The sequence below is a fragment of the Micromonospora trifolii genome (genome assembly GCF_050516465.1).
GTDB lineage: Bacteria > Actinomycetota > Actinomycetes > Mycobacteriales > Micromonosporaceae > Micromonospora > Micromonospora trifolii.
This window is the reverse complement of the sequence record NZ_CP191526.1, coordinates 1,716,160-1,732,579: the sequence shown is the minus strand read 5'-3', so window position 1 is coordinate 1,732,579 and position 16,420 is coordinate 1,716,160. Positions and strand designations below refer to the sequence as shown.

General features: G+C 71.1%; 16 protein-coding genes and 1 riboswitch. Of the genes, 9 read left to right on the top strand and 7 right to left on the bottom strand.

Annotated elements, in window-relative coordinates; all coding sequences use genetic code 11:
- Positions 1–6: 6 nt before the first annotated feature.
- Together ACQRWP_RS07815 and ACQRWP_RS07810 are read right to left on the bottom strand one after the other, a co-directional pair.
- Positions 7–366: a hypothetical protein gene (locus ACQRWP_RS07815; protein WP_430501469.1), complete on the bottom strand. Its 360-nt coding sequence runs from the start codon at positions 364–366 to the stop codon at positions 7–9.
- Positions 367–482: 116 nt separating this feature from the next.
- Positions 483–1,169, bottom strand: a complete 687-nt coding sequence (locus ACQRWP_RS07810; RefSeq protein ID WP_430501468.1) for a TetR/AcrR family transcriptional regulator — start codon at positions 1,167–1,169, stop codon at positions 483–485.
- 219 nt (positions 1,170–1,388) lie between these two features.
- Here ACQRWP_RS07810 and ACQRWP_RS07805 point away from each other — a divergent pair, with 219 nt between their 5' ends.
- From ACQRWP_RS07805 to ACQRWP_RS07785, 5 genes are all read left to right on the top strand, one after another.
- The gene (locus tag ACQRWP_RS07805) at positions 1,389–2,336 is read left to right on the top strand and encodes an ion transporter (protein WP_430501467.1); all 948 of its coding nucleotides are present in this window, start codon (positions 1,389–1,391) and stop codon (positions 2,334–2,336) included.
- 78 nt (positions 2,337–2,414) lie between these two features.
- Positions 2,415–3,587 carry an acyl-CoA dehydrogenase family protein gene (locus ACQRWP_RS07800; protein ID WP_430501466.1) on the top strand — a complete coding sequence of 391 codons (1,173 nt, stop codon included), beginning with the start codon at positions 2,415–2,417 and terminating at the stop codon, positions 3,585–3,587.
- Complete coding sequence (locus tag ACQRWP_RS07795) at positions 3,587–4,432, top strand: phosphate/phosphite/phosphonate ABC transporter substrate-binding protein (protein ID WP_430501465.1); 846 nt, start codon at positions 3,587–3,589, stop codon at positions 4,430–4,432. Before ACQRWP_RS07800 ends, ACQRWP_RS07795 begins: the two co-directional genes overlap by 1 nt.
- The gene (locus tag ACQRWP_RS07790; RefSeq protein ID WP_430501464.1) at positions 4,429–5,640 is read left to right on the top strand and encodes a ferritin-like domain-containing protein; all 1,212 of its coding nucleotides are present in this window, start codon (positions 4,429–4,431) and stop codon (positions 5,638–5,640) included. The genes ACQRWP_RS07795 and ACQRWP_RS07790 overlap by 4 nt, the downstream gene beginning before the upstream one ends.
- Positions 5,641–5,663: 23 nt before the next feature.
- Positions 5,664–6,017, top strand: a complete 354-nt coding sequence (locus tag ACQRWP_RS07785; RefSeq protein ID WP_430501463.1) for a TraR/DksA family transcriptional regulator — start codon at positions 5,664–5,666, stop codon at positions 6,015–6,017.
- Between the two features lie 43 nt (positions 6,018–6,060).
- Here the strand turns inward: ACQRWP_RS07785 and ACQRWP_RS07780 are convergent, their stop codons facing one another.
- Complete coding sequence (locus tag ACQRWP_RS07780) at positions 6,061–7,455, bottom strand: FAD-dependent oxidoreductase (RefSeq protein WP_430501462.1); 1,395 nt, start codon at positions 7,453–7,455, stop codon at positions 6,061–6,063.
- 45 nt (positions 7,456–7,500) lie between these two features.
- A complete protein-coding gene (locus ACQRWP_RS07775) occupies positions 7,501–7,998 on the bottom strand; it encodes an N-acetyltransferase family protein (RefSeq protein ID WP_430501461.1) in 498 nt (165 codons plus the stop codon).
- 95 nt (positions 7,999–8,093) lie between these two features.
- Between ACQRWP_RS07775 and ACQRWP_RS07770 the strand changes: the two genes are divergently transcribed.
- The 3 genes from ACQRWP_RS07770 to ACQRWP_RS07760 are packed head-to-tail and all read left to right on the top strand — an operon-like array spanning position 8,094 to position 9,994.
- Positions 8,094–8,447, top strand: a complete 354-nt coding sequence (locus ACQRWP_RS07770) for an ArsR/SmtB family transcription factor (RefSeq protein ID WP_430501460.1) — start codon at positions 8,094–8,096, stop codon at positions 8,445–8,447.
- Entirely contained in the window at positions 8,444–9,535 is a 1,092-nt protein-coding gene (gene arsB / locus ACQRWP_RS07765; RefSeq protein ID WP_430501459.1) for an ACR3 family arsenite efflux transporter, read from the top strand. Before ACQRWP_RS07770 ends, arsB begins: the two co-directional genes overlap by 4 nt.
- A gap of 18 nt (positions 9,536–9,553) precedes the next feature.
- Entirely contained in the window at positions 9,554–9,994 is a 441-nt protein-coding gene (locus tag ACQRWP_RS07760; protein WP_430501458.1) for an arsenate reductase ArsC, read from the top strand.
- Here the strand turns inward: ACQRWP_RS07760 and eno are convergent.
- The gene (gene eno / locus ACQRWP_RS07755; RefSeq protein WP_430501457.1) at positions 9,976–11,241 is read right to left on the bottom strand and encodes a phosphopyruvate hydratase; all 1,266 of its coding nucleotides are present in this window, start codon (positions 11,239–11,241) and stop codon (positions 9,976–9,978) included. The two genes, ACQRWP_RS07760 and eno, sit on opposite strands and share 19 nt — an antisense overlap.
- 118 nt (positions 11,242–11,359) lie before the next feature.
- Between eno and ACQRWP_RS07750 the strand changes: the two genes are divergently transcribed.
- Entirely contained in the window at positions 11,360–12,274 is a 915-nt protein-coding gene (locus ACQRWP_RS07750; protein ID WP_430501456.1) for a MerR family transcriptional regulator, read from the top strand.
- Here the strand turns inward: ACQRWP_RS07750 and ACQRWP_RS07745 are convergent.
- On the bottom strand, positions 12,271–13,266 hold the full coding sequence (locus tag ACQRWP_RS07745; protein WP_355010116.1) for a ribonucleotide-diphosphate reductase subunit beta: 996 nt from the start codon (positions 13,264–13,266) through the stop codon (positions 12,271–12,273). The two genes, ACQRWP_RS07750 and ACQRWP_RS07745, sit on opposite strands and share 4 nt — an antisense overlap.
- A gap of 53 nt (positions 13,267–13,319) precedes the next feature.
- Positions 13,320–15,638 carry a ribonucleoside-diphosphate reductase subunit alpha gene (locus ACQRWP_RS07740; RefSeq protein ID WP_430503153.1) on the bottom strand — a complete coding sequence of 773 codons (2,319 nt, stop codon included), beginning with the start codon at positions 15,636–15,638 and terminating at the stop codon, positions 13,320–13,322.
- Positions 15,639–15,830: 192 nt separating this feature from the next.
- Positions 15,831–16,047, bottom strand: a riboswitch (cobalamin riboswitch).
- Positions 16,048–16,420: the final 373 nt, after the last annotated feature.

Below are 16,420 nucleotides of genomic sequence, written 5' to 3'. Positions count from 1 at the left end.
GGCCGACTACTCCGCCTCGTCCTGCTCTTCGGTGAGCTCGGCCAGGACGTCGGCCGCATCCCGGTTCCCGCCGTCGGCGAGCCGGCGAAGTTCACCGACGTCCGCCCGCTCGGTGGCCAACTCGACGAGTTGGTCAGCGGCGTCCCGGTCGCCCCGGTCGGCGAGGCGCCGCAGCTCGTTCGTGTCGCCGAGTTCGGTGGCGAGTTCGACCAGTTGGGCCGCCGCGTCGGCGTTGCCGTCCTCGGCCAGCTGACGCAGCTCGACCAGGTCGCCCCGCTCCCCCGCGAGCTCGACGAGCTGGTCGACCGCGTCCCGGTCACCGTCCTTGGCCCGTTGGCGCAGGTCGGCAAGATCAGGGTCGGACATCGCGCACCTCTCCGCAGCTGGCGCGGGGTCGCCTCGTCCCGCTCACCATCGAGAACCTAGTCGAGTGCGTCGTGACGGGCACGAGAACGGCGGACACCACCGGTACGCCGAGGCGGTCAGCCCACCTCGGTCGACTCCGCGAGCAGCAGGCCGGTCAGCAGACTGCGCAGGGTCCGCTCGACGAGGTCCACCCGGGGCGCCGGTCCGGGGGGCTGACTGAACGCCGCGACGAGGTGCGGGTACTCCGCGAGGTCCACCCCGGCGAAGCTGAACGCCCCGGCGGCGGACTCGCGGCGGGCGAAGAGGCTCACCACGCCGGTCATCATCGCGATGGCCTCGAACTTGGCGGCGACGGGGCTGCGCACGGGCTCCAGGATCCGGATGCAGTTGTCGAACCAGGCCAGGCTTTGTGGGCCGATGCCGGAGGGCCGGTGGATCACGTCGAGCAGCCACGGGTGGGCGCCGAACAGCGCCAACTGCCGGCGTCCCAGCAGCACCATCGTCTCCAACCAGTCGCCCTCCACCTGCGGGTACGGGCGCAGCTCCCCCACGGCCCGGTCGGTCATCAGGTCCAGCAGGTCGTCGCGGGACGACAGGTAGCGGTAGAGGGACCCGGCGCCGGTGCCGAGCGCTGCGGCCACGGCGCGCATCGAGACCGCGGCCAGCCCTTCGGTGTCGGCCAGGGTGATGGCGGCCATGACGATGGCGTCCCGGCTGTGCGCCGGAGCGGGGCCGCGGCTGCCGCGTTCGGGCCTGCTCCAGATCGGCTGCCGGTCGGGGCCGCTCGCGGCTGTGTCACTCACTGATCTACTGTAAACCGCAAACGTCGTTCGCGATTTGTGTGGTCGCCGCGAGGATCGCGCCTTCGCGCAGCGAAAGAGTCACGCTGCACGATGCCGCGGTCGCCCAGCATCGTTGATCTTGGCTAGGCTGGTGCGCATGCCCGCATACCATCCGCACCGCCACGACGACGGCCGGAGGTGGGCCCCGGCCCCGGCGCGCCTCATCGAGCCGGCCGACTGGTGAGTGACGCACCCGTGCCCGCCCAGCGGGGTGGCCCGTCCACACCGCCGCGGCACCGCTCGGGTTGGACCGACCGTTGCGACCAGCTCGCCCGGTCACGACCCTTCGAGATCGCCATCGTCGTGGTCATCCTCGCCAACGGCATCGTTCTCGGCCTGGAGACGTACGACGACCTGAGCTCGGCCGGCACCGCGCTGCACGGGCTGGAGCTGTTCTTCCGGGCCGTCTTCGTCGTCGAGATCGCCGTCCGGCTGGCCGCCTATGGCAGACGCCCACAGGACTTCTTCCGGCACGGCTGGAACGTCTTCGACTTCGTGGTGATCGCGGCGATCTTCATCCCGGGCCTGCACGGCGACCCGGCGCTGCTGCGGGTCGTACGGGTCGCCCGCATGGTGCGCCTGGTGCGGTTCTCGCCGGGCCTGCGGACCATCGTCTCCGCGCTGTGGCGCAGCCTGCCGGGCGTCACCGGGTTCCTCGCCCTGGCCGTGGTGACGCTCTACGTGTACGGGATGGCCGGCTGGCTGATCTTCGGCAACAGGTATCCGGAGGAGTACGGCGACATCGGCCGATCACTGCTGACGTTGTTCGTGCTGTTGTCGCTGGAGACACTGCCGGACCTCATCGAGCAGGGCATGGCGATCTCACCATGGACACTGCTCTACTACGTCAGCTACGTGGTCATCACCGTCAACCTGCTGCTCAACATCCTCATCGCGGTCATCGTGAACTCCATGGAGGAGGCACGCCGGTTGGAGATGACCGAGCGACTGGCTCCCGGGTACGACGAGGACGGCGACGGCGTACCGGACGAGGTGGACCGGATCGCGCTCACCCAGCGGCTGGACGACCTGCGGGCGGTCATCACCGAGTTGGAGCGCGAGCTGCGCATCGACCGGGACGACGGGCACGGCCGACCCCACCGGGACAACGCCCGCGTCAGACGGTAATCCGACGCTCGCGCTGCGTCTTCGGGTTCGGATAGTGTCGACGGCGGTCCCATCGGCCTCCCTGAAGGGGCACCGAGCATGACGACCAGTGTCGACAATGCCCAGACCGCCACCGACCCCACGGACACGCTCGGCACGGTGATCGAGGACGTGATCCGCCCGCAGGCGCCGATCGTCGACCGGGATGGGGCCTTCCCCCGTCCGGCTGTCGACGCTCTCGCCGCAGCCGGCCTGCTCGGCCTGGCCTCCTCGAGCGAGGTCGGCGGCGCCGGCCACGGAATGCGGGCGGTCGCCGAGGTGATCGAGCGGCTGGCCGCCGAGTGCGGGTCCACCGCGATGGTGGTGCTCATGCACTACGCGGCGACCGCCGTCATCGAGTCGCACGGCTCGCGCGACGTCCGCGCGGCCATCGCCGCCGGTGATCACCTCACCACGTTGGCGTTCTCCGAGTACGGCTCGCGCAGCCACTTCTGGTCGCCGACCGGCACCGCGACAGCCGCCGTCGACGACGACACCGTCCGCCTCGACGCCCGTAAGAGCTGGGTCACCTCGGCCGGCGAGGCCAACAGCTACGTCTGGTCGAGCCTTCCGCTGACCCGCGACGCCGGCCCGATGACGCTGTGGCTGGTGCCGGCCGGCAGCGCCGGGCTGAGCGTGACCGGCGACTTCGACGGGCTGGGCCTGCGGGGCAACGGCTCTCGGCCGATGACCGCCGACGGTCTCCGGCTTCCGTCGACGGCGAGGATGGCGGCCGACGGGGCCGGGCTCGACGCCGCGCTCGGCGCGGTCCTGCCCTGGTTCCTGGTGCTCAACGCCGCTTTCTGCCTCGGTCTCGCCGACAGCGCGGTGGCCGAGGCCGGCCGGCATCTCACCAGCACCACGCTCATGCACACCGGCGCGGCCCTGCGCGACGCACCCGTCACCCGGCGCGACCTCGCCCGACTGATGATCCGCACCGATGCGCTGCGCGCCTTCCTGGGCGACACGCTCACCGCACTGGAGACCGGCCGCGACGACGCGATGCTGCGGGTGCTCCAGGTCAAGGCGCTCGCCGGCGAGACCGTCGCCGACGTGACCGATGGCGCGATGCAGCTCTGCGGCGGCAGCGCCTTTCGCAAGGAGTTGGGCCTGGAGCGCCGTTTCCGGGACGCCCGCGCGGCCCGGGTGATGGCGCCGACCACCGACGCGCTGCACGATTTCGTCGGTCGGGTCGCCACCGGGCTGCCGCTCCTCGACGAGGCCAACCGCTGATGCCCGCGCCAAGCGTCCTGATGGGCGCGGTCGCGTACGACCCGAAGGTGGTGACCATCTGGGAGGGCTTCCGCACCTGGCTGCGCGGGCGGGGCCTGGACTTCGACTTCGTCCTCTACTCGCACTACGAGCGACAGGTCGAGGACCTCGTCGCCGGGCGGATCGACGCGGCCTGGAACTCTCCCCTGGCCTGGCTGCGGGCCGAGCGGCTGGCGGCCGCCAACGGCACGGCCGTACGCGCGCTCACCATGCGCGACACCGACCAGGACCTCACCTCGATCGTGGTGGTCCGCGCGGACTCGCCGGTGCGTCAGCTCGCCGACCTCGCCGGACGGGTGGTCGCCGTCGGGGCGATCGACAGTCCACAGGCGACGGTGATTCCGCTGGGTCACCTCGCGGCGGCCGGGGTCACTGTCGACGTACGCCGCTTTGACGTGGGTGTCGGCCTGCACGGCGACCACATCGGCGGCGAGCGCGACGCGGCCCGCGCACTGGTGGCCGGGGAGGTCGACGCCGCCTGCATGATCGACGCCAATCATCTGGCGTTCGTCCAAGAGGGCACGTTACCGCCGGAGGGCACCCGGATCGTGGCGCAGACCGCACGCTACGACCACTGCAACATGACGGTCCGCGCGCCGGAGTCCGACGGGGTCCGGCTCTTCGGCACGTTGCTGCTCGGCATGTCGTACGCCGATCCGCAGGTGCGCCCGCTGCTCGACCTGGAGGGGCTGACGGCCTGGCGGGAGGGCCGTACCACGGGGTATGACGCCCTCGCCGACGCGGTCGACTCCAGCGGATTCTACTCTCCCGACGGGCGGGTGACAGCCACGGACTACCGGCCGTGAGCACGGCACCGGCCGCCGAGGTCGACCTGGGTGACCTGGGTTTCAGCCGGGGCGCGCACCTGCTGGTGCAGCGCGCCCTGGCCGGGTTGCCGCCCGGCGGCCGGTTGGCGGTCTCCGGTCGCGACCCGGCGCTGCGCGTACACCTGCCCGCCTGGTGTCGTGGCCGGGGTCATCGGGTCGAATGGCCGGATCGCGGCGAGGCGAGCGAGCTGGTGGCGGTGGTGGTCCGGGGGTCGGCGGATGACGACCGCTGGTCCGGCGCGGAGCGGGCCGGGCCGGCCCTGCCGTCGGCGCTCAGCAGCCGTCCACCCGCGCGGTGGGGGCTCGGCGCCCGGGGCGCGCTGCTCGAAGCCGGTGGTCCGGAGGCCCGGTTCGACCTCGACGACCGCGACCTGGTCTGGGCCGACATCGCCCCCCACCTGTACGCGCAGGCCGCTGCCCGACAGTGGGACCCGCAGACCGCGGTGCCGTGGGACGACCCGTTCGCGCTGCCGGCCGACGTCGAGGCTGCGGTGGTTCAGGTGATGACCTACCTGGTCGAGAACGAGCAGGCCGCCCTCGTCGTACCGGCCCGGTTCGTGGGTCGCATCCATCCGCACTTCCGGGAGGTGGTGCAGCTCCTGGCCGTGCAGATGGCCGACGAGGCCCGGCACATGGAGGTCTTCAGCCGGCGGGCGCTGCTGCGGGGCGCCGAGATGGGGACGTCATCCGCTGGCGGTCGACAGTCGCTGTTCACGCTCGTCGCGGAGTCGGACTTCGCGTTGGCGTCGTTCCTGCTCTCCGTGCTCGGCGAGGGCAGCTTCGTCGATCTGCTCTCGTTCCTGCACGAGAACGCCCCGGACCCGGTGACGCGCCGGGTCTGTTGGCTCGCCATGCAGGACGAGCGCCGGCACGTGGTGTTCGGCATGGCACACCTGGAGCATCAGGCGCAGCTGGATCCGCTGCTGCGGGATCGGCTGCGGGCGGCCATCCACCGCCGCCACGACGCGCTGGTCGACACCGCGGGCCTCAACGCGGATGTCTTCGACGCGCTGGTGGTCCTCGCGGCGGGTGGTTGGCATCCGGACGACGTGTCCGGCGGCTTCGTCCGGGTGCAGGCTCTGCAACACGCGATGGACCAGGGCCGTCAGCGCCGCCTCGTCCGCCTGGGTTTCCGGCCCGACGAGGCGGCGGCACTCTCCGCCCTGCACACCCGCAACTTCATGTAGGCGAGCAGTACTGTGGAATGGCCATGACCAGCAAATCCAGCGCGGTCCGCGAGTCACTGCTGCGGCTGCGCGAGCAGACCGAGGCTCAGGCCACCGCCCTGGAGGGCGACCTGCGGAGCCTCTTCGAGGCGTCCCGGTCGTCCAACGCCGACGACGAGCACGACCCCGAGGGCAGCACGATCGCCTTCGAACGCGCGCAGCTCATCGCCGTCCTGGACGCCACCCGCCGACGCCTGGCCGAGCTGGACGTCGCGTTGCGACGGGTCGACGACGGCAGCTACGGCGTGTGCGAACGGTGCACCCGGCCGATTCCCGCCGAGCGGCTCGTCGCCCGCCCGTCCGCGCGTACGTGTGTCGCCTGTGCCAGCCGACGGTGACGGCGCCCGTCTACCGCGAGGGCGGCGGGCACCGTCCCGGTGATCAGCTGGCGCAACAACCTCCTGCGGGGGCGGCGTCGAGGGCGACGAGGCTGATCGGTGCGGACCGCAGCCTTCCGGAGATGCCGGTGGACAGTCCACGTCCCGTCGGTTCCGGCCCGCAGCAGTTGTCGCCGCTCGCCGAGTCGGCAGGGTTGCTGTTGCACACGCCGGTCTCGGGCAGGCCGAGCTGGACGTCGCGGGCGGCGGCCCAGTCGCCGGCCAGCGCGGCGACCACGGAGCGGACCTGCTCGTAGCCGGTGGCCATGAGGAACGTCGGCGCTCGGCCGTAGGACTTCATGCCGACGGCGTAGTAGCCCTGCTCCGGGTGGGCGAGTACGTCCACGCCGTGCGGCGGCACGGTGCCGCAGGAGTGCTCGTTGGGGTCGATCAGCGGGGCCAGGGCGCGGGTGGCGCCCAGCACCGGGTCCAGGTCCAGCCGCAGCTCGGCGGCGATGGAGTGGTCGGGGCGGAAGCCCGTGGCAGCGACAACACGGTCGACGGTGATCGACTCGGCGGTGCCGTCGCCGTGCCGCAGGACCACACTCACCCGGCCGTCCGTTGGGGTGAGCGCCTGCACGGAGAAGCCGGTGAGCAGCCGGATCCGTCCGGCGTCGACGTGCGCACGCAGCCGCGCACCGAGCGCGCCCCGCGCCGGGAGGGCGTCGGCGTCCCCGCCGCCGTAGGTACGCGTCGGCGCGGCGGCCCGGATGGCCCAGGTCACCTCGGTGCGGGGCTCGACGGCGGCCAGCTCCGCCAGGGACAGCAGGGTGTTCGCGGCCGAGTGGCCGGCGCCGACCACCAAGGTGTGCCGGCCGACGAACCGGCCCCGCTCGGCGCCGAGAACGTCCGGCAGCGCGTGCTCCAGGTACGCCGCCGCGTCGGCCTCCCCTCGCGCGCGCAGACCGGACGTGCCGAGGACGTTCGGCGTGCTCCAGGTGCCGGAGGCGTCGATGACGGCGCGGGCGACCAGCTCGTCGCCGTCGGCGAGGCGGAGCAGGAACGGCGCGGTGTCGCGCCCGGCGGTACGCAGCCGGTCGAGACCGAGCCGGCTGATCGCCTCGACGCGTGCCCCGTACCGCAGGTGTGGCTTCAGTTGTGGCAGCTGCGCGAGGGGCCGAAGGTAGTCGTCGACCAGCTCCGCGCCGGTGGGCAGCGCCCCCGGGTCGGGGGCGACCCAACCGGCCTCGTCGAGGAGCCGACGGGCGGCCGGGTCGATGTTGTAACGCCACGGCGAGAAGACCCGCACGTGCCCCCACTGGCGTACGGCGGCACCGGGGGTGTCGCCGGCTTCGAGGACGGTGAAGGGCAGCCCGCGTTCGTGCAGGTGCGCGGCGGCGGCGAGACCGGTCGGGCCGGCGCCGATGACGATGGTGGGAAGGTCGTCCAGAGCGTTCATCCGTGGCTCCTCGGTGTGGTGGCCCGTTCTGGGGGTCACGGCTGGTCAGGTGATGGTGGGGCTGCGACGTTCCAGCAGGACGACGTCGCGCCAGCGGCCGTGGTGGCGACCGACCCGCTCGCGTACGCCGATGGCCCGGAAGCCGGCCCGCTGGTGGAGGGTGAGGCTGGCGGTGTTCTCCGGGAAGACCCCGGACTGGATGGTCCAGATGCCGGCGGCCTCGGTGGAGGCGATCAGCGCGGTCAGCAGCAGCCGGGCGATGCCCCGCCCCTGGGCGGCCGGGTCCACGTAGACGGAGTGTTCGACCACTCCGGCGTAGACCGCACGGGTCGAGGTCGGCGAGACGGCGATCCAGCCGAGAACCGCCCCGTCGCTGTCGACGGCCACGAAGCGGTGCGCGCTCAGGCGCGCGGCGTCGAACGCCGCCCAGGTCGGCGCGGTGGTCTCGAAGCTGGCATTGCCGGCGTCCAGACCGGCCTGGTAGATCGCCAGGACCGGGTCGGCATCGGCGGCGGTCATGGGGCGCACGGTGATGTCGGCCATCAGCGGGTTGCCTTCCGGAAGAGATCAGAGGACTGTCTCGACGTCCGTCGAATCAGACAGTTGCACACTGATTAGAGAAGTGTCAACCTAGAGCAATGTCGAATCAAGCAGTTCCGGCCATGGACGTGGAGTGCTGCGCCCCGCTGGCCGAGCGACGCGTACCGGCCGAGGCCGCCGCGGTGCTCGCGCCCGCGTTCAAGGCCCTCGGCGACCCGGTGCGGCTGCAACTGCTGTCGATGATCGCCTCCGCCGAGACCGGGGAGATCTGCGTCTGCGACCTGACCCCCGCGTTCGACCTGACCGGTCCGACCATCTCGCACCACCTCAGGACGCTGCGCGAGGCGGGGCTGGTCGACGCCGAGCGCCGGGGCACCTGGGTCTACTACCGCGCCCGGCCGGGCATCCTGCGCCAGCTCGCCGCACTGCTCACCGTGGCGTCGGCGACATGACGACGACCTTCCAGAACGACCCGGCCGAGAGCGCGGTCGTCGGCCGGCTCTCCCGACTCGACCAGTTCCTTCCCGCCTGGATCGGGCTGGCGATGATCGCCGGTCTCCTCCTCGGTCGGCTGATCCCCGACCTGAACAGCACGCTGGACTCGGTGACGATCGGCGGGATCTCGCTACCGATCGCGGTAGGCCTGCTGATCATGATGTACCCGGTGTTGGCGAAGGTCCGCTACGACCGGCTCGACACCGTCACCGGCGACCGCCGCCTGCTGATCTCCTCGCTGGTCCTCAACTGGCTCGTCGGCCCCGCCGTGATGTTCGCCCTGGCCTGGATCTTCCTGGCCGACCAACCCGCCTACCGCACCGGGCTGATCATCGTCGGCCTGGCCCGGTGCATCGCCATGGTCATCATCTGGAACGACCTCGCCTGCGGTGATCGGGAGGCCGCCGCCGTCCTGGTCGCGCTGAACTCGGTCTTCCAGGTCATCGCCTTCGGCCTGCTCGGCTGGTTCTACCTCGCCGTGCTCCCCCAGTGGCTGGGGCTGCCCGGCACCGAGCTGACGATTTCGGCCTGGGACATCGCCGGTAACGTGCTCATCTTCCTCGGCATCCCGCTGCTCGCCGGCTACCTGACCCGCCGCCTCGGCGAGCGCGCAAAGGGCCGCGCCTGGTACGAGGCCCGCTTCCTGCCCCGCATCGGCCCGGCCGCCCTCTACGGGCTGCTGTTCACGATCGTGATCCTGTTCGCCCTGCAAGGCGACGCCATCACCAGTCGACCACTGGACGTGGTCCGCATCGCCCTGCCCCTGCTGGTGTACTTCGCGCTCATGTGGGCCGGCTCCTACGCTCTCGGCCGGGCCATCGGTCTCGGCTACCAGCGCACCACCACGCTGGCGTTCACCGCCGCCGGCAACAACTTCGAACTCGCCATCGCCGTCGCGATCGGCACCTTCGGAGTCACCTCCGGCCAAGCCCTCGCCGGGGTCGTCGGCCCGCTGATCGAGGTGCCCGTCCTGGTCGGGCTCGTCTACGTCTCCCTGTGGGCGCGCCGCCGCTTCTTCACTCCCCCGCAATCCGCGACCGCGTAACCGGAAGGCAACCCCGACATGAGTGACAAGCCCAGCGTCCTGTTCGTCTGCGTCCACAACGCCGGCCGTTCGCAGATGGCCGCCGGCTGGCTGCGCCACCTCGCCGGCGACACAGTCGAGGTCCGCTCGGCCGGCTCCGCGCCGGCCGAGACGATCAACCCCGCCGCCGTGCAGGCCATGCGCGAGGTCGGCATCGACATCACCGACCAGACCCCCAAACTTCTGGAGTACGCGACCGCGGAGTCATCCGACGTCATCGTGACGATGGGCTGCGGCGACACCTGCCCGGTCTTCCCCGGCAAGCGCTACGAGGACTGGAAGCTCGACGACCCGGCCGGCAAGGGCGTCGACGCCGTCCGCCCGATCCGTGACGAGATCCGGGACCGGGTGGAGAAGCTCCTCACCGAGCTGAACCTCGCCACCCGACCGGAGCACAGCCCTCAGCGGCCTCCGGCGTAGCTGGCGCGCTCGCCGAGCTCCTCCTCGATGCGGATGAGCTGGTTGTACTTGGCCGTACGGTCGGAGCGCGACAGCGAGCCGGTCTTGATCTGACCGCAGCCGACGGCCACGGCCAGGTCGGCGATGGTGGTGTCCTCGGTCTCCCCGGATCGGTGCGACATCACCACCCGGTACCCCGCCTTGTGTGCGGCGTCCACCGTCGCCAGGGTCTCGGTGAGGGTGCCGATCTGGTTGACCTTGACCAGGATCGCGTTGGCGTAGCCGCCGTCGATCCCGTCGCGCAGCCGGTCGACGTCGGTGCAGAAGACGTCGTCGCCGACCAGCTGCACGCGCTCCCCCGCCATCGCCGTCAGCCGCTTCCAGCCGGCGATGTCGTCCTCGGCCATCGGGTCCTCGATCGAGCTGATCGGGTACCGGGAGACCAGGTCGAGCATGTAGTCGATGTGCTCCTCGGCGGTGCGCTGGCGTCCCTCGCCGACGTAGTCGTAGACGCCCGCGCGGAAGAACTCCGAGCTGGCCGGGTCGAGGCAGATCAGCACGTCGACGCCGGGCTGGTAACCGGTGTCCTCGATGGCGCGCAGCACGAACCGCAGTGCCTCGTCGGCGTCCGTGACGTTCGGCGCGAAGCCGCCCTCGTCACCGACGTTGGTGTTGTGCCCGGCGGCGGCCAGGGACGCCTTGAGGGTGTGGAATACCTCCGCGCCCATCCGGACCGCCTCGGCGAAGGTCTGCGCTCCGACCGGGGCGATCATGAACTCCTGGAAGTCGAGCGGATTGTCGGCGTGCGCGCCACCGTTGATGATGTTCATCATCGGCACCGGCAGCAGGCGGGCGCCGACGCCACCGACGTAGCGGTACAGCGGCTGCTCGTGGGCCAACGCCGCCGCCTTCGCGGTCGCCAGCGACACCGCCAGGATCGCGTTGGCGCCCAGTCGACCCTTGTCCTTGGAACCGTCGAGAGCGATCATCGTCTCGTCGATCAAGGCTTGGTCCTCCGCGTCGAGCCCGAGCACTGCGTCGGCGATCTCGCCGTTGACCGCGGCGACGGCCCTGCTGACGCCCCTGCCGTGAAAACGCGTCCGGTCCCCGTCGCGCAGCTCGACCGCCTCGTTCGCCCCCGTCGACGCGCCGGACGGCACGGCCGCCCGGCCGGCCGACCCGTCGGCGAGGACCACGTCGGCCTCCACGGTCGGGTTGCCCCTGCTGTCGAGGATCTGCCGAGCCCGCACCAGACTGATTGCCGTCATCACACACTCCCTGCTCAAGCCGCCTTTTCGCAGCCAGACTGGCAGGAAACGGCGGCCCTGGCACCGCGACGATGGACACGTTGACCCGTACCCCGGGGTGCGGGTTTAGGGTCGCGGGATGCGGGTGGGTGAGTTGGCACGCCGGACCGGAACCACGGTCCGGGCACTGCGGTACTACGAGTCGGCCGGGCTGGTCGTACCTCGGCGGCTGAGCAACGGCTACCGCGAGTACGACCCGATCGCCGTGCGGCTGGTGGCGCAGATCCGCGAGCTGATGGCGCTCGGCCTCACCGTCGAGGAGACCCGTCCGTTCGTCGAGTCGATCGCCGATGGTTCCGACGACACCGACGTGTGCGCGGCGGCGGTGGCCACGTACCGCAGCACCATCACCAACCTGCAGGAACGGATCGGCAAGTTGACCGCCCAGCGGGACGCGCTGGACGCGCGCCTGGACGCCGCCGCGACCCAGGTCGTGCCCGGCAGTCCCGCCGAAGGCGCCGACCCCACCGCGCTGGTCGGCGTCAGACTGCCGCCGCTGTCCTTCTACGGCACCGACGGCCGCCCGGTCGATCTCGGCGCGCTCGGCCCCGGGCGCAGCGTCATCTTCGTCTACCCACTGACCGGCCGACCGGGCGTCGACCTGCCCAACGGGCTGCTGGAGATCCACGGCGCCCGCGGCAGCACCGAGCAGGCCGCCTGGTTCCGCGACCACCACGCGGAACTCCGCGCAGCCGGCGCCGCCCGGGTGTACGGCCTGTCCGCGCAGTCGACCGGGTACCAGCGGGAACTCGCCCACCGGCTGCGGCTGCCCTACCCGCTGATCCCCGACCCGAGGCTGACCCTGGCCGACGCACTGCGGCTGCCAACCCGCACCGCGGGCGACATGACGCTCTACGAGAGGCTGACCCTGATCGTCGCCGACGGGAAGGTCGAACACGTCTTCCACCCGATCCCGGACCCGGCGTCGCACCCCCTGCACGTGATGCGGTGGCTCACCAAGCGACGCCAGGCCCCCGGATCGGCTGCCGCCTAGAAGTCGTCGTCGAAGGCGACCGTGCCGGTCACCCCGACCTGGTACGCCGACACCCGCCGCTCGAAGAAGTTGGACAGCTCCTGCACGTCCTGCAACTCCATGAAGCCGAACGGGTTGCTCGACCCGTAGTGCGGCGCGATGCCGAGCTGGGCGAGGCGGCGGTCGGCGACGTGCTGGAGATACTCCCGCATGTCGGCCAACGTCAGACCGGGCACCCCGTGGCCCACCAGGTCCTCGGCGAACTGCACCTCACACTCGACGGCCTCGGTGAGCATCCGGCGAACCTGGTCGGCGAGGTCGTCGTCGAACAGGTCCGGCTCCTCGGCGCGGACGGTGTCGACGACGTCGAACGCGAACGCCATGTGCATGGACTCGTCGCGGAACACCCAGTTGGTGCCCGAGGCGAGGCCGTGCAGCAGGCCGCGGGAGCGCAGGAAGTAGACGTACGCGAACGCGCCGTAGAAGAACAACCCCTCGATGCAGGCGGCGAAGCAGATCAGGTTGAGCAGGAACGTCCGTCGGTCCTCGCGGGACCGCAGCTCCCGCAGGTCGCTCAGGGAGTCGATCCACCGGAAGCAGAACTCGGCCTTACGACGGATCGAGGGGATGTTCTCGATGGCCGCGAAGGCCTCGAAGCGCTCGGTCTCGTCGGGCACGTACGTGTCGAGCAGGTTGAGATAGAACTGGACGTGCACGGCCTCCTCGAACAGCTGGCGGGACAGGTAGAGGCGGCCCTCCGGGCTGTTGACGTGCTGGTAGAGGTTGAGCACCAGGTTGTTGGCGACGATCGTGTCACCGGTGGCGAAGAACGCCACCAGGCGGCTGACCAGGTGCCGTTCGGCCGGCGACAGCTTGTCCAGGTCGGCGAGGTCGGCGTGCAGGTCGACCTCCTCGACCGTCCAGGTGTTGCGGATCGCGTCGCGGAACCGGTCGAAGAAGTGCGGGTAGCGCATCGGGCGGAGAGTCAGGTCCATCCCGGGGTCGAGCAGCATGTGCGTGGTCCTCGTGTCGGTGGTGCCGGCGTCGGTGGTGGCTTCGGCGGGGGTCACTGGCAGGCCTCGCACGACTCGGGGTTCTCCAGCGAGCAGGCCAGCGCCTCCGCGTCGACGACGACGGGTGCGACAGTGCTGACGGTGGCCTGCTGGATCCGCGTCGCGGGGCGCGAGCGCAGGTAGTAGGTGGTCTTCAGCCCGGCCTTCCAGGCGTACAGGTACATCGAGGAGAGCTTGCCGATGGTCGGCGCGGCCAGGAACAGGTTCAGCGACTGGGACTGGTCGATGAACGGGGCGCGGGCGGCGGCCAGGTCGATCAGCGCCCGCTGCGGCAGCTCCCACGCGGTGCGGAACAGCTCCCGTACGCCGGCCGGCAGTTCGGCGATGTCCTGCACCGACCCCTCCGCCCGCTTGATCGCCGAACGGATCCGCTCGGTCCACAGACCGCGGGCCTTCAGCTCGCGTACCAGGGCGGTGTTGACCTGGAGGAACTCCCCCGACAGGGTCTCGCGCTTGAACAGGTTGGACACCTGCGGCTCGATGCACTCGTAGCACCCGGCGATCGAGGCGATGGTCGCGGTCGGCGCGACCGCCACCAGCAGCGAGTTGCGCAGCCCGTACGCCTCGACCCGCTCGCGCAGCGCGTCCCACCGCGCGGTCTGCGTACCCTCGACACCCCACAGATCGGGCTGGAGCTGGCCCCGCGCGGCCCGGGTCTGCGGGTACGCCGGGTGCGCGCCGAAGTCGCGCGCCAGGTCGGCGGAGGTCTCCAGCGCCGTCAGGTACAGCTCCTCGCTGATCCGGGTGGACAGCTCCCGGGCGGCCGGCGAGTCGAACGGCAGCCGCAGCGCGAAGAAGACGTCCTGTAGGCCCATCAGCCCGAGCCCGACCGGCCGCCAGCGGGGGTTGCTCGCCGCCGCCTGCGTGGTCGGGTAGTAGTTGATGTCGATGACCCGGTCGAGGAAGGTGACCGCGGTCCGCACCGTGGCGCGCAGCCGCTCCCAGTCGATGCCGCCGGCGGTGAGGTGGGCGGCGAGGTTCACCGAGCCGAGGTTGCACACGGCGGTCTCGGCGTCGCTGGACACCTCGACGATCTCGGTGCAGAGGTTGGACAGGTGCACCACATTGCCCGGCTCGGCGGTCTGGTTGCAGAGCCGGTTGGCGGCGTCCTTGAAGGTCATCCAGCCGTTGCCGGTCTGGGCGAGGGTCCGCATCATCTTCCCGTACAGCTCCCGCGCCGGGACCTGCCGCACGTAGCGCCCCTGCGCCTCGGCCTCCCGGTACGCGGCGTCGAACCGCTCCCCCCACAGGTCGGGCAGCTCGGGTACCTCCTGCGGGTCGAACAGCGACCACAGCTCGTCGGCCTCGACCCGGCGCATGAACTCGTCCGGGATCCAGTTGGCCAGGTTGAGGTTGTGGGTGCGCCGGGCGTCCTCGCCGGTGTTGTCCCGCAGTTGCAGGAACTCCTCGATGTCCGGGTGCCACGGCTCCAGGTAGACGCAGGCCGCGCCCTTGCGCCGGCCACCCTGGTTCACCGCGGCGACGCTCGCGTCCAGCGTGCGCAGCCACGGCACGATTCCGTTGGACTGCCCGTTCGTGCCCCGGATCAGCGCCCCCCGGGAGCGGACGCGGGAGTACGCAATGCCGATGCCACCGGCGAACTTGGACAGGTTGGCGACCTGGGCGTACCGCTGGTAGATCGAGTCCAGCTCGTCGAGCGGGGAGTCGACCAGGTAGCAGGAGGACATCTGGGTGTGCCGGGTACCGGAGTTGAACAAGGTCGGTGAGCTGGGCAGGTAGGCCAGGCTGGACATCAACCGGTAGAAGTCGACCGCCTCGTCGGCCGTCCGGGACAGGCCGCAGGCCACCCGCAGCAGCCAGTACTGCGGGGTCTCCAACACCAGGCGGCTGGTGGGGTGGCGCAGCAGGTAGCGGTCGTACACCGTGCGCAGGCCGAAGTACTCGAACCGGCGGTCGCCGTCCGGGTCGATGGCGTGGTCGAGCGTCGCGGCGTGTGCGGCGACGAATGCGGCGGTGTCGTCACCGATCAGGCCATCGGCGTGGCCGACCCGGATCGCCGCGCTGAACGAGGTGATGCCCTGTCGACGCACTTCCTTGTCGACGTAGCCGGCCAGCAGCCGCGCGGCGAGGCGCGAGTACTGCGGCTCCTCACCGATCATCTCGGCGGCGGTCTGGATGGACAGCCGGTCCAGTTCGGCAGTGGTGGCGCCGTCGTAGAGGCCGCTGATGGTACGGGTGGCCACCCGCATCGGGTCGACGTCGGTCAGGTCGTCGGCCCACCGCTCGACCGCCCGGACGATCTTGTTCACGTCCACGGGTGCGGTGCCGCCGTCGCGCTTGCGGACCTGCATCGGCGTCCGCCGCAGGGCCGCGTCGCCGCTGGCCGGGACTACCTCGGTGACTGTCACCACTCGCTCCTCGGAGTTCGAGACCTGGTGGCCCGGACGCGAGGAGACAGACACCGACGGACGCCACGCCAGCCCGGCGTGGGTCAGGTGGCGTCAGCCGTCCCACGCGGCCTCGGACCGCCGCCCACCCGGGTGCGGGTACGCGGCGCGCTGGCAGGTCTTCGGACTCGCGGGCACGACCGGGCTCGCCGGTCTCCTACTGGCCGTCGCTTCCCAGGCCGATTGGTGGCCCAGTGCTGATGACGGCGGTCGTTCCCACTCACCGCTGCGGGACAGTCCCGGATTTCCACCGGGTTCCCTGTTGCCTCGACCGCCCCGGATGAGCGGTCGAACCAGCTGCGCTCGACACCATATATAGGGACGCAGTCGTTGTCACACCCCACATGTCGGTCTCGGGCGTGTCGGTGCCGACTCGGTGACCACCGTCACCAACCCGGCCGAGCACGCCACGCCGACCGACGCCAGGCACCGGAGACGGGGCCCTCCACGCGGGTGTCGACAATCGACAAAGATTTGACGTATCGAGACTGCGGTGCCGCAGGCCACACCCATATGCCGCCGTCAATGCCCTGGGCTGAGGCGGAACATCCAATCTCCACGGCCGGCCACCCCCGTCACCTTCGCCCGCCAACCGGCACGATGGGCGGTAAGGCGGATCGACCCAGCGGCGCAAACATCATATGTCTGCGGGCTTGCGGTGATCGACATCGTTGACTCGCTGGAGC

What these genes read in the sequence shown, in the direction of transcription:
- ACQRWP_RS07815 (WP_430501469.1), bottom strand. Translation starts at nt 366, where the DNA reads ATGTCCGACCCTGATCTTGCCGACCTGCGCCAACGGGCCAAGGACGGT.
- ACQRWP_RS07800 (WP_430501466.1), top strand. Translation starts at nt 2,415, where the DNA reads ATGACGACCAGTGTCGACAATGCCCAGACCGCCACCGACCCCACGGAC.
- ACQRWP_RS07795 (WP_430501465.1), top strand. Translation starts at nt 3,587, where the DNA reads ATGCCCGCGCCAAGCGTCCTGATGGGCGCGGTCGCGTACGACCCGAAG.
- ACQRWP_RS07785 (WP_430501463.1), top strand. Translation starts at nt 5,664, where the DNA reads ATGACCAGCAAATCCAGCGCGGTCCGCGAGTCACTGCTGCGGCTGCGC.
- ACQRWP_RS07780 (WP_430501462.1), bottom strand. Translation starts at nt 7,455, where the DNA reads ATGAACGCTCTGGACGACCTTCCCACCATCGTCATCGGCGCCGGCCCG.
- ACQRWP_RS07775 (WP_430501461.1), bottom strand. Translation starts at nt 7,998, where the DNA reads ATGGCCGACATCACCGTGCGCCCCATGACCGCCGCCGATGCCGACCCG.
- ACQRWP_RS07770 (WP_430501460.1), top strand. Translation starts at nt 8,094, where the DNA reads ATGTCGAATCAAGCAGTTCCGGCCATGGACGTGGAGTGCTGCGCCCCG.
- arsB (WP_430501459.1), top strand. Translation starts at nt 8,444, where the DNA reads ATGACGACGACCTTCCAGAACGACCCGGCCGAGAGCGCGGTCGTCGGC.
- ACQRWP_RS07760 (WP_430501458.1), top strand. Translation starts at nt 9,554, where the DNA reads ATGAGTGACAAGCCCAGCGTCCTGTTCGTCTGCGTCCACAACGCCGGC.
- eno (WP_430501457.1), bottom strand. Translation starts at nt 11,241, where the DNA reads ATGACGGCAATCAGTCTGGTGCGGGCTCGGCAGATCCTCGACAGCAGG.
- ACQRWP_RS07750 (WP_430501456.1), top strand. Translation starts at nt 11,360, where the DNA reads ATGCGGGTGGGTGAGTTGGCACGCCGGACCGGAACCACGGTCCGGGCA.
- ACQRWP_RS07745 (WP_355010116.1), bottom strand. Translation starts at nt 13,266, where the DNA reads ATGCTGCTCGACCCCGGGATGGACCTGACTCTCCGCCCGATGCGCTAC.
- ACQRWP_RS07740 (WP_430503153.1), bottom strand. Translation starts at nt 15,638, where the DNA reads ATGCAGGTCCGCAAGCGCGACGGCGGCACCGCACCCGTGGACGTGAAC.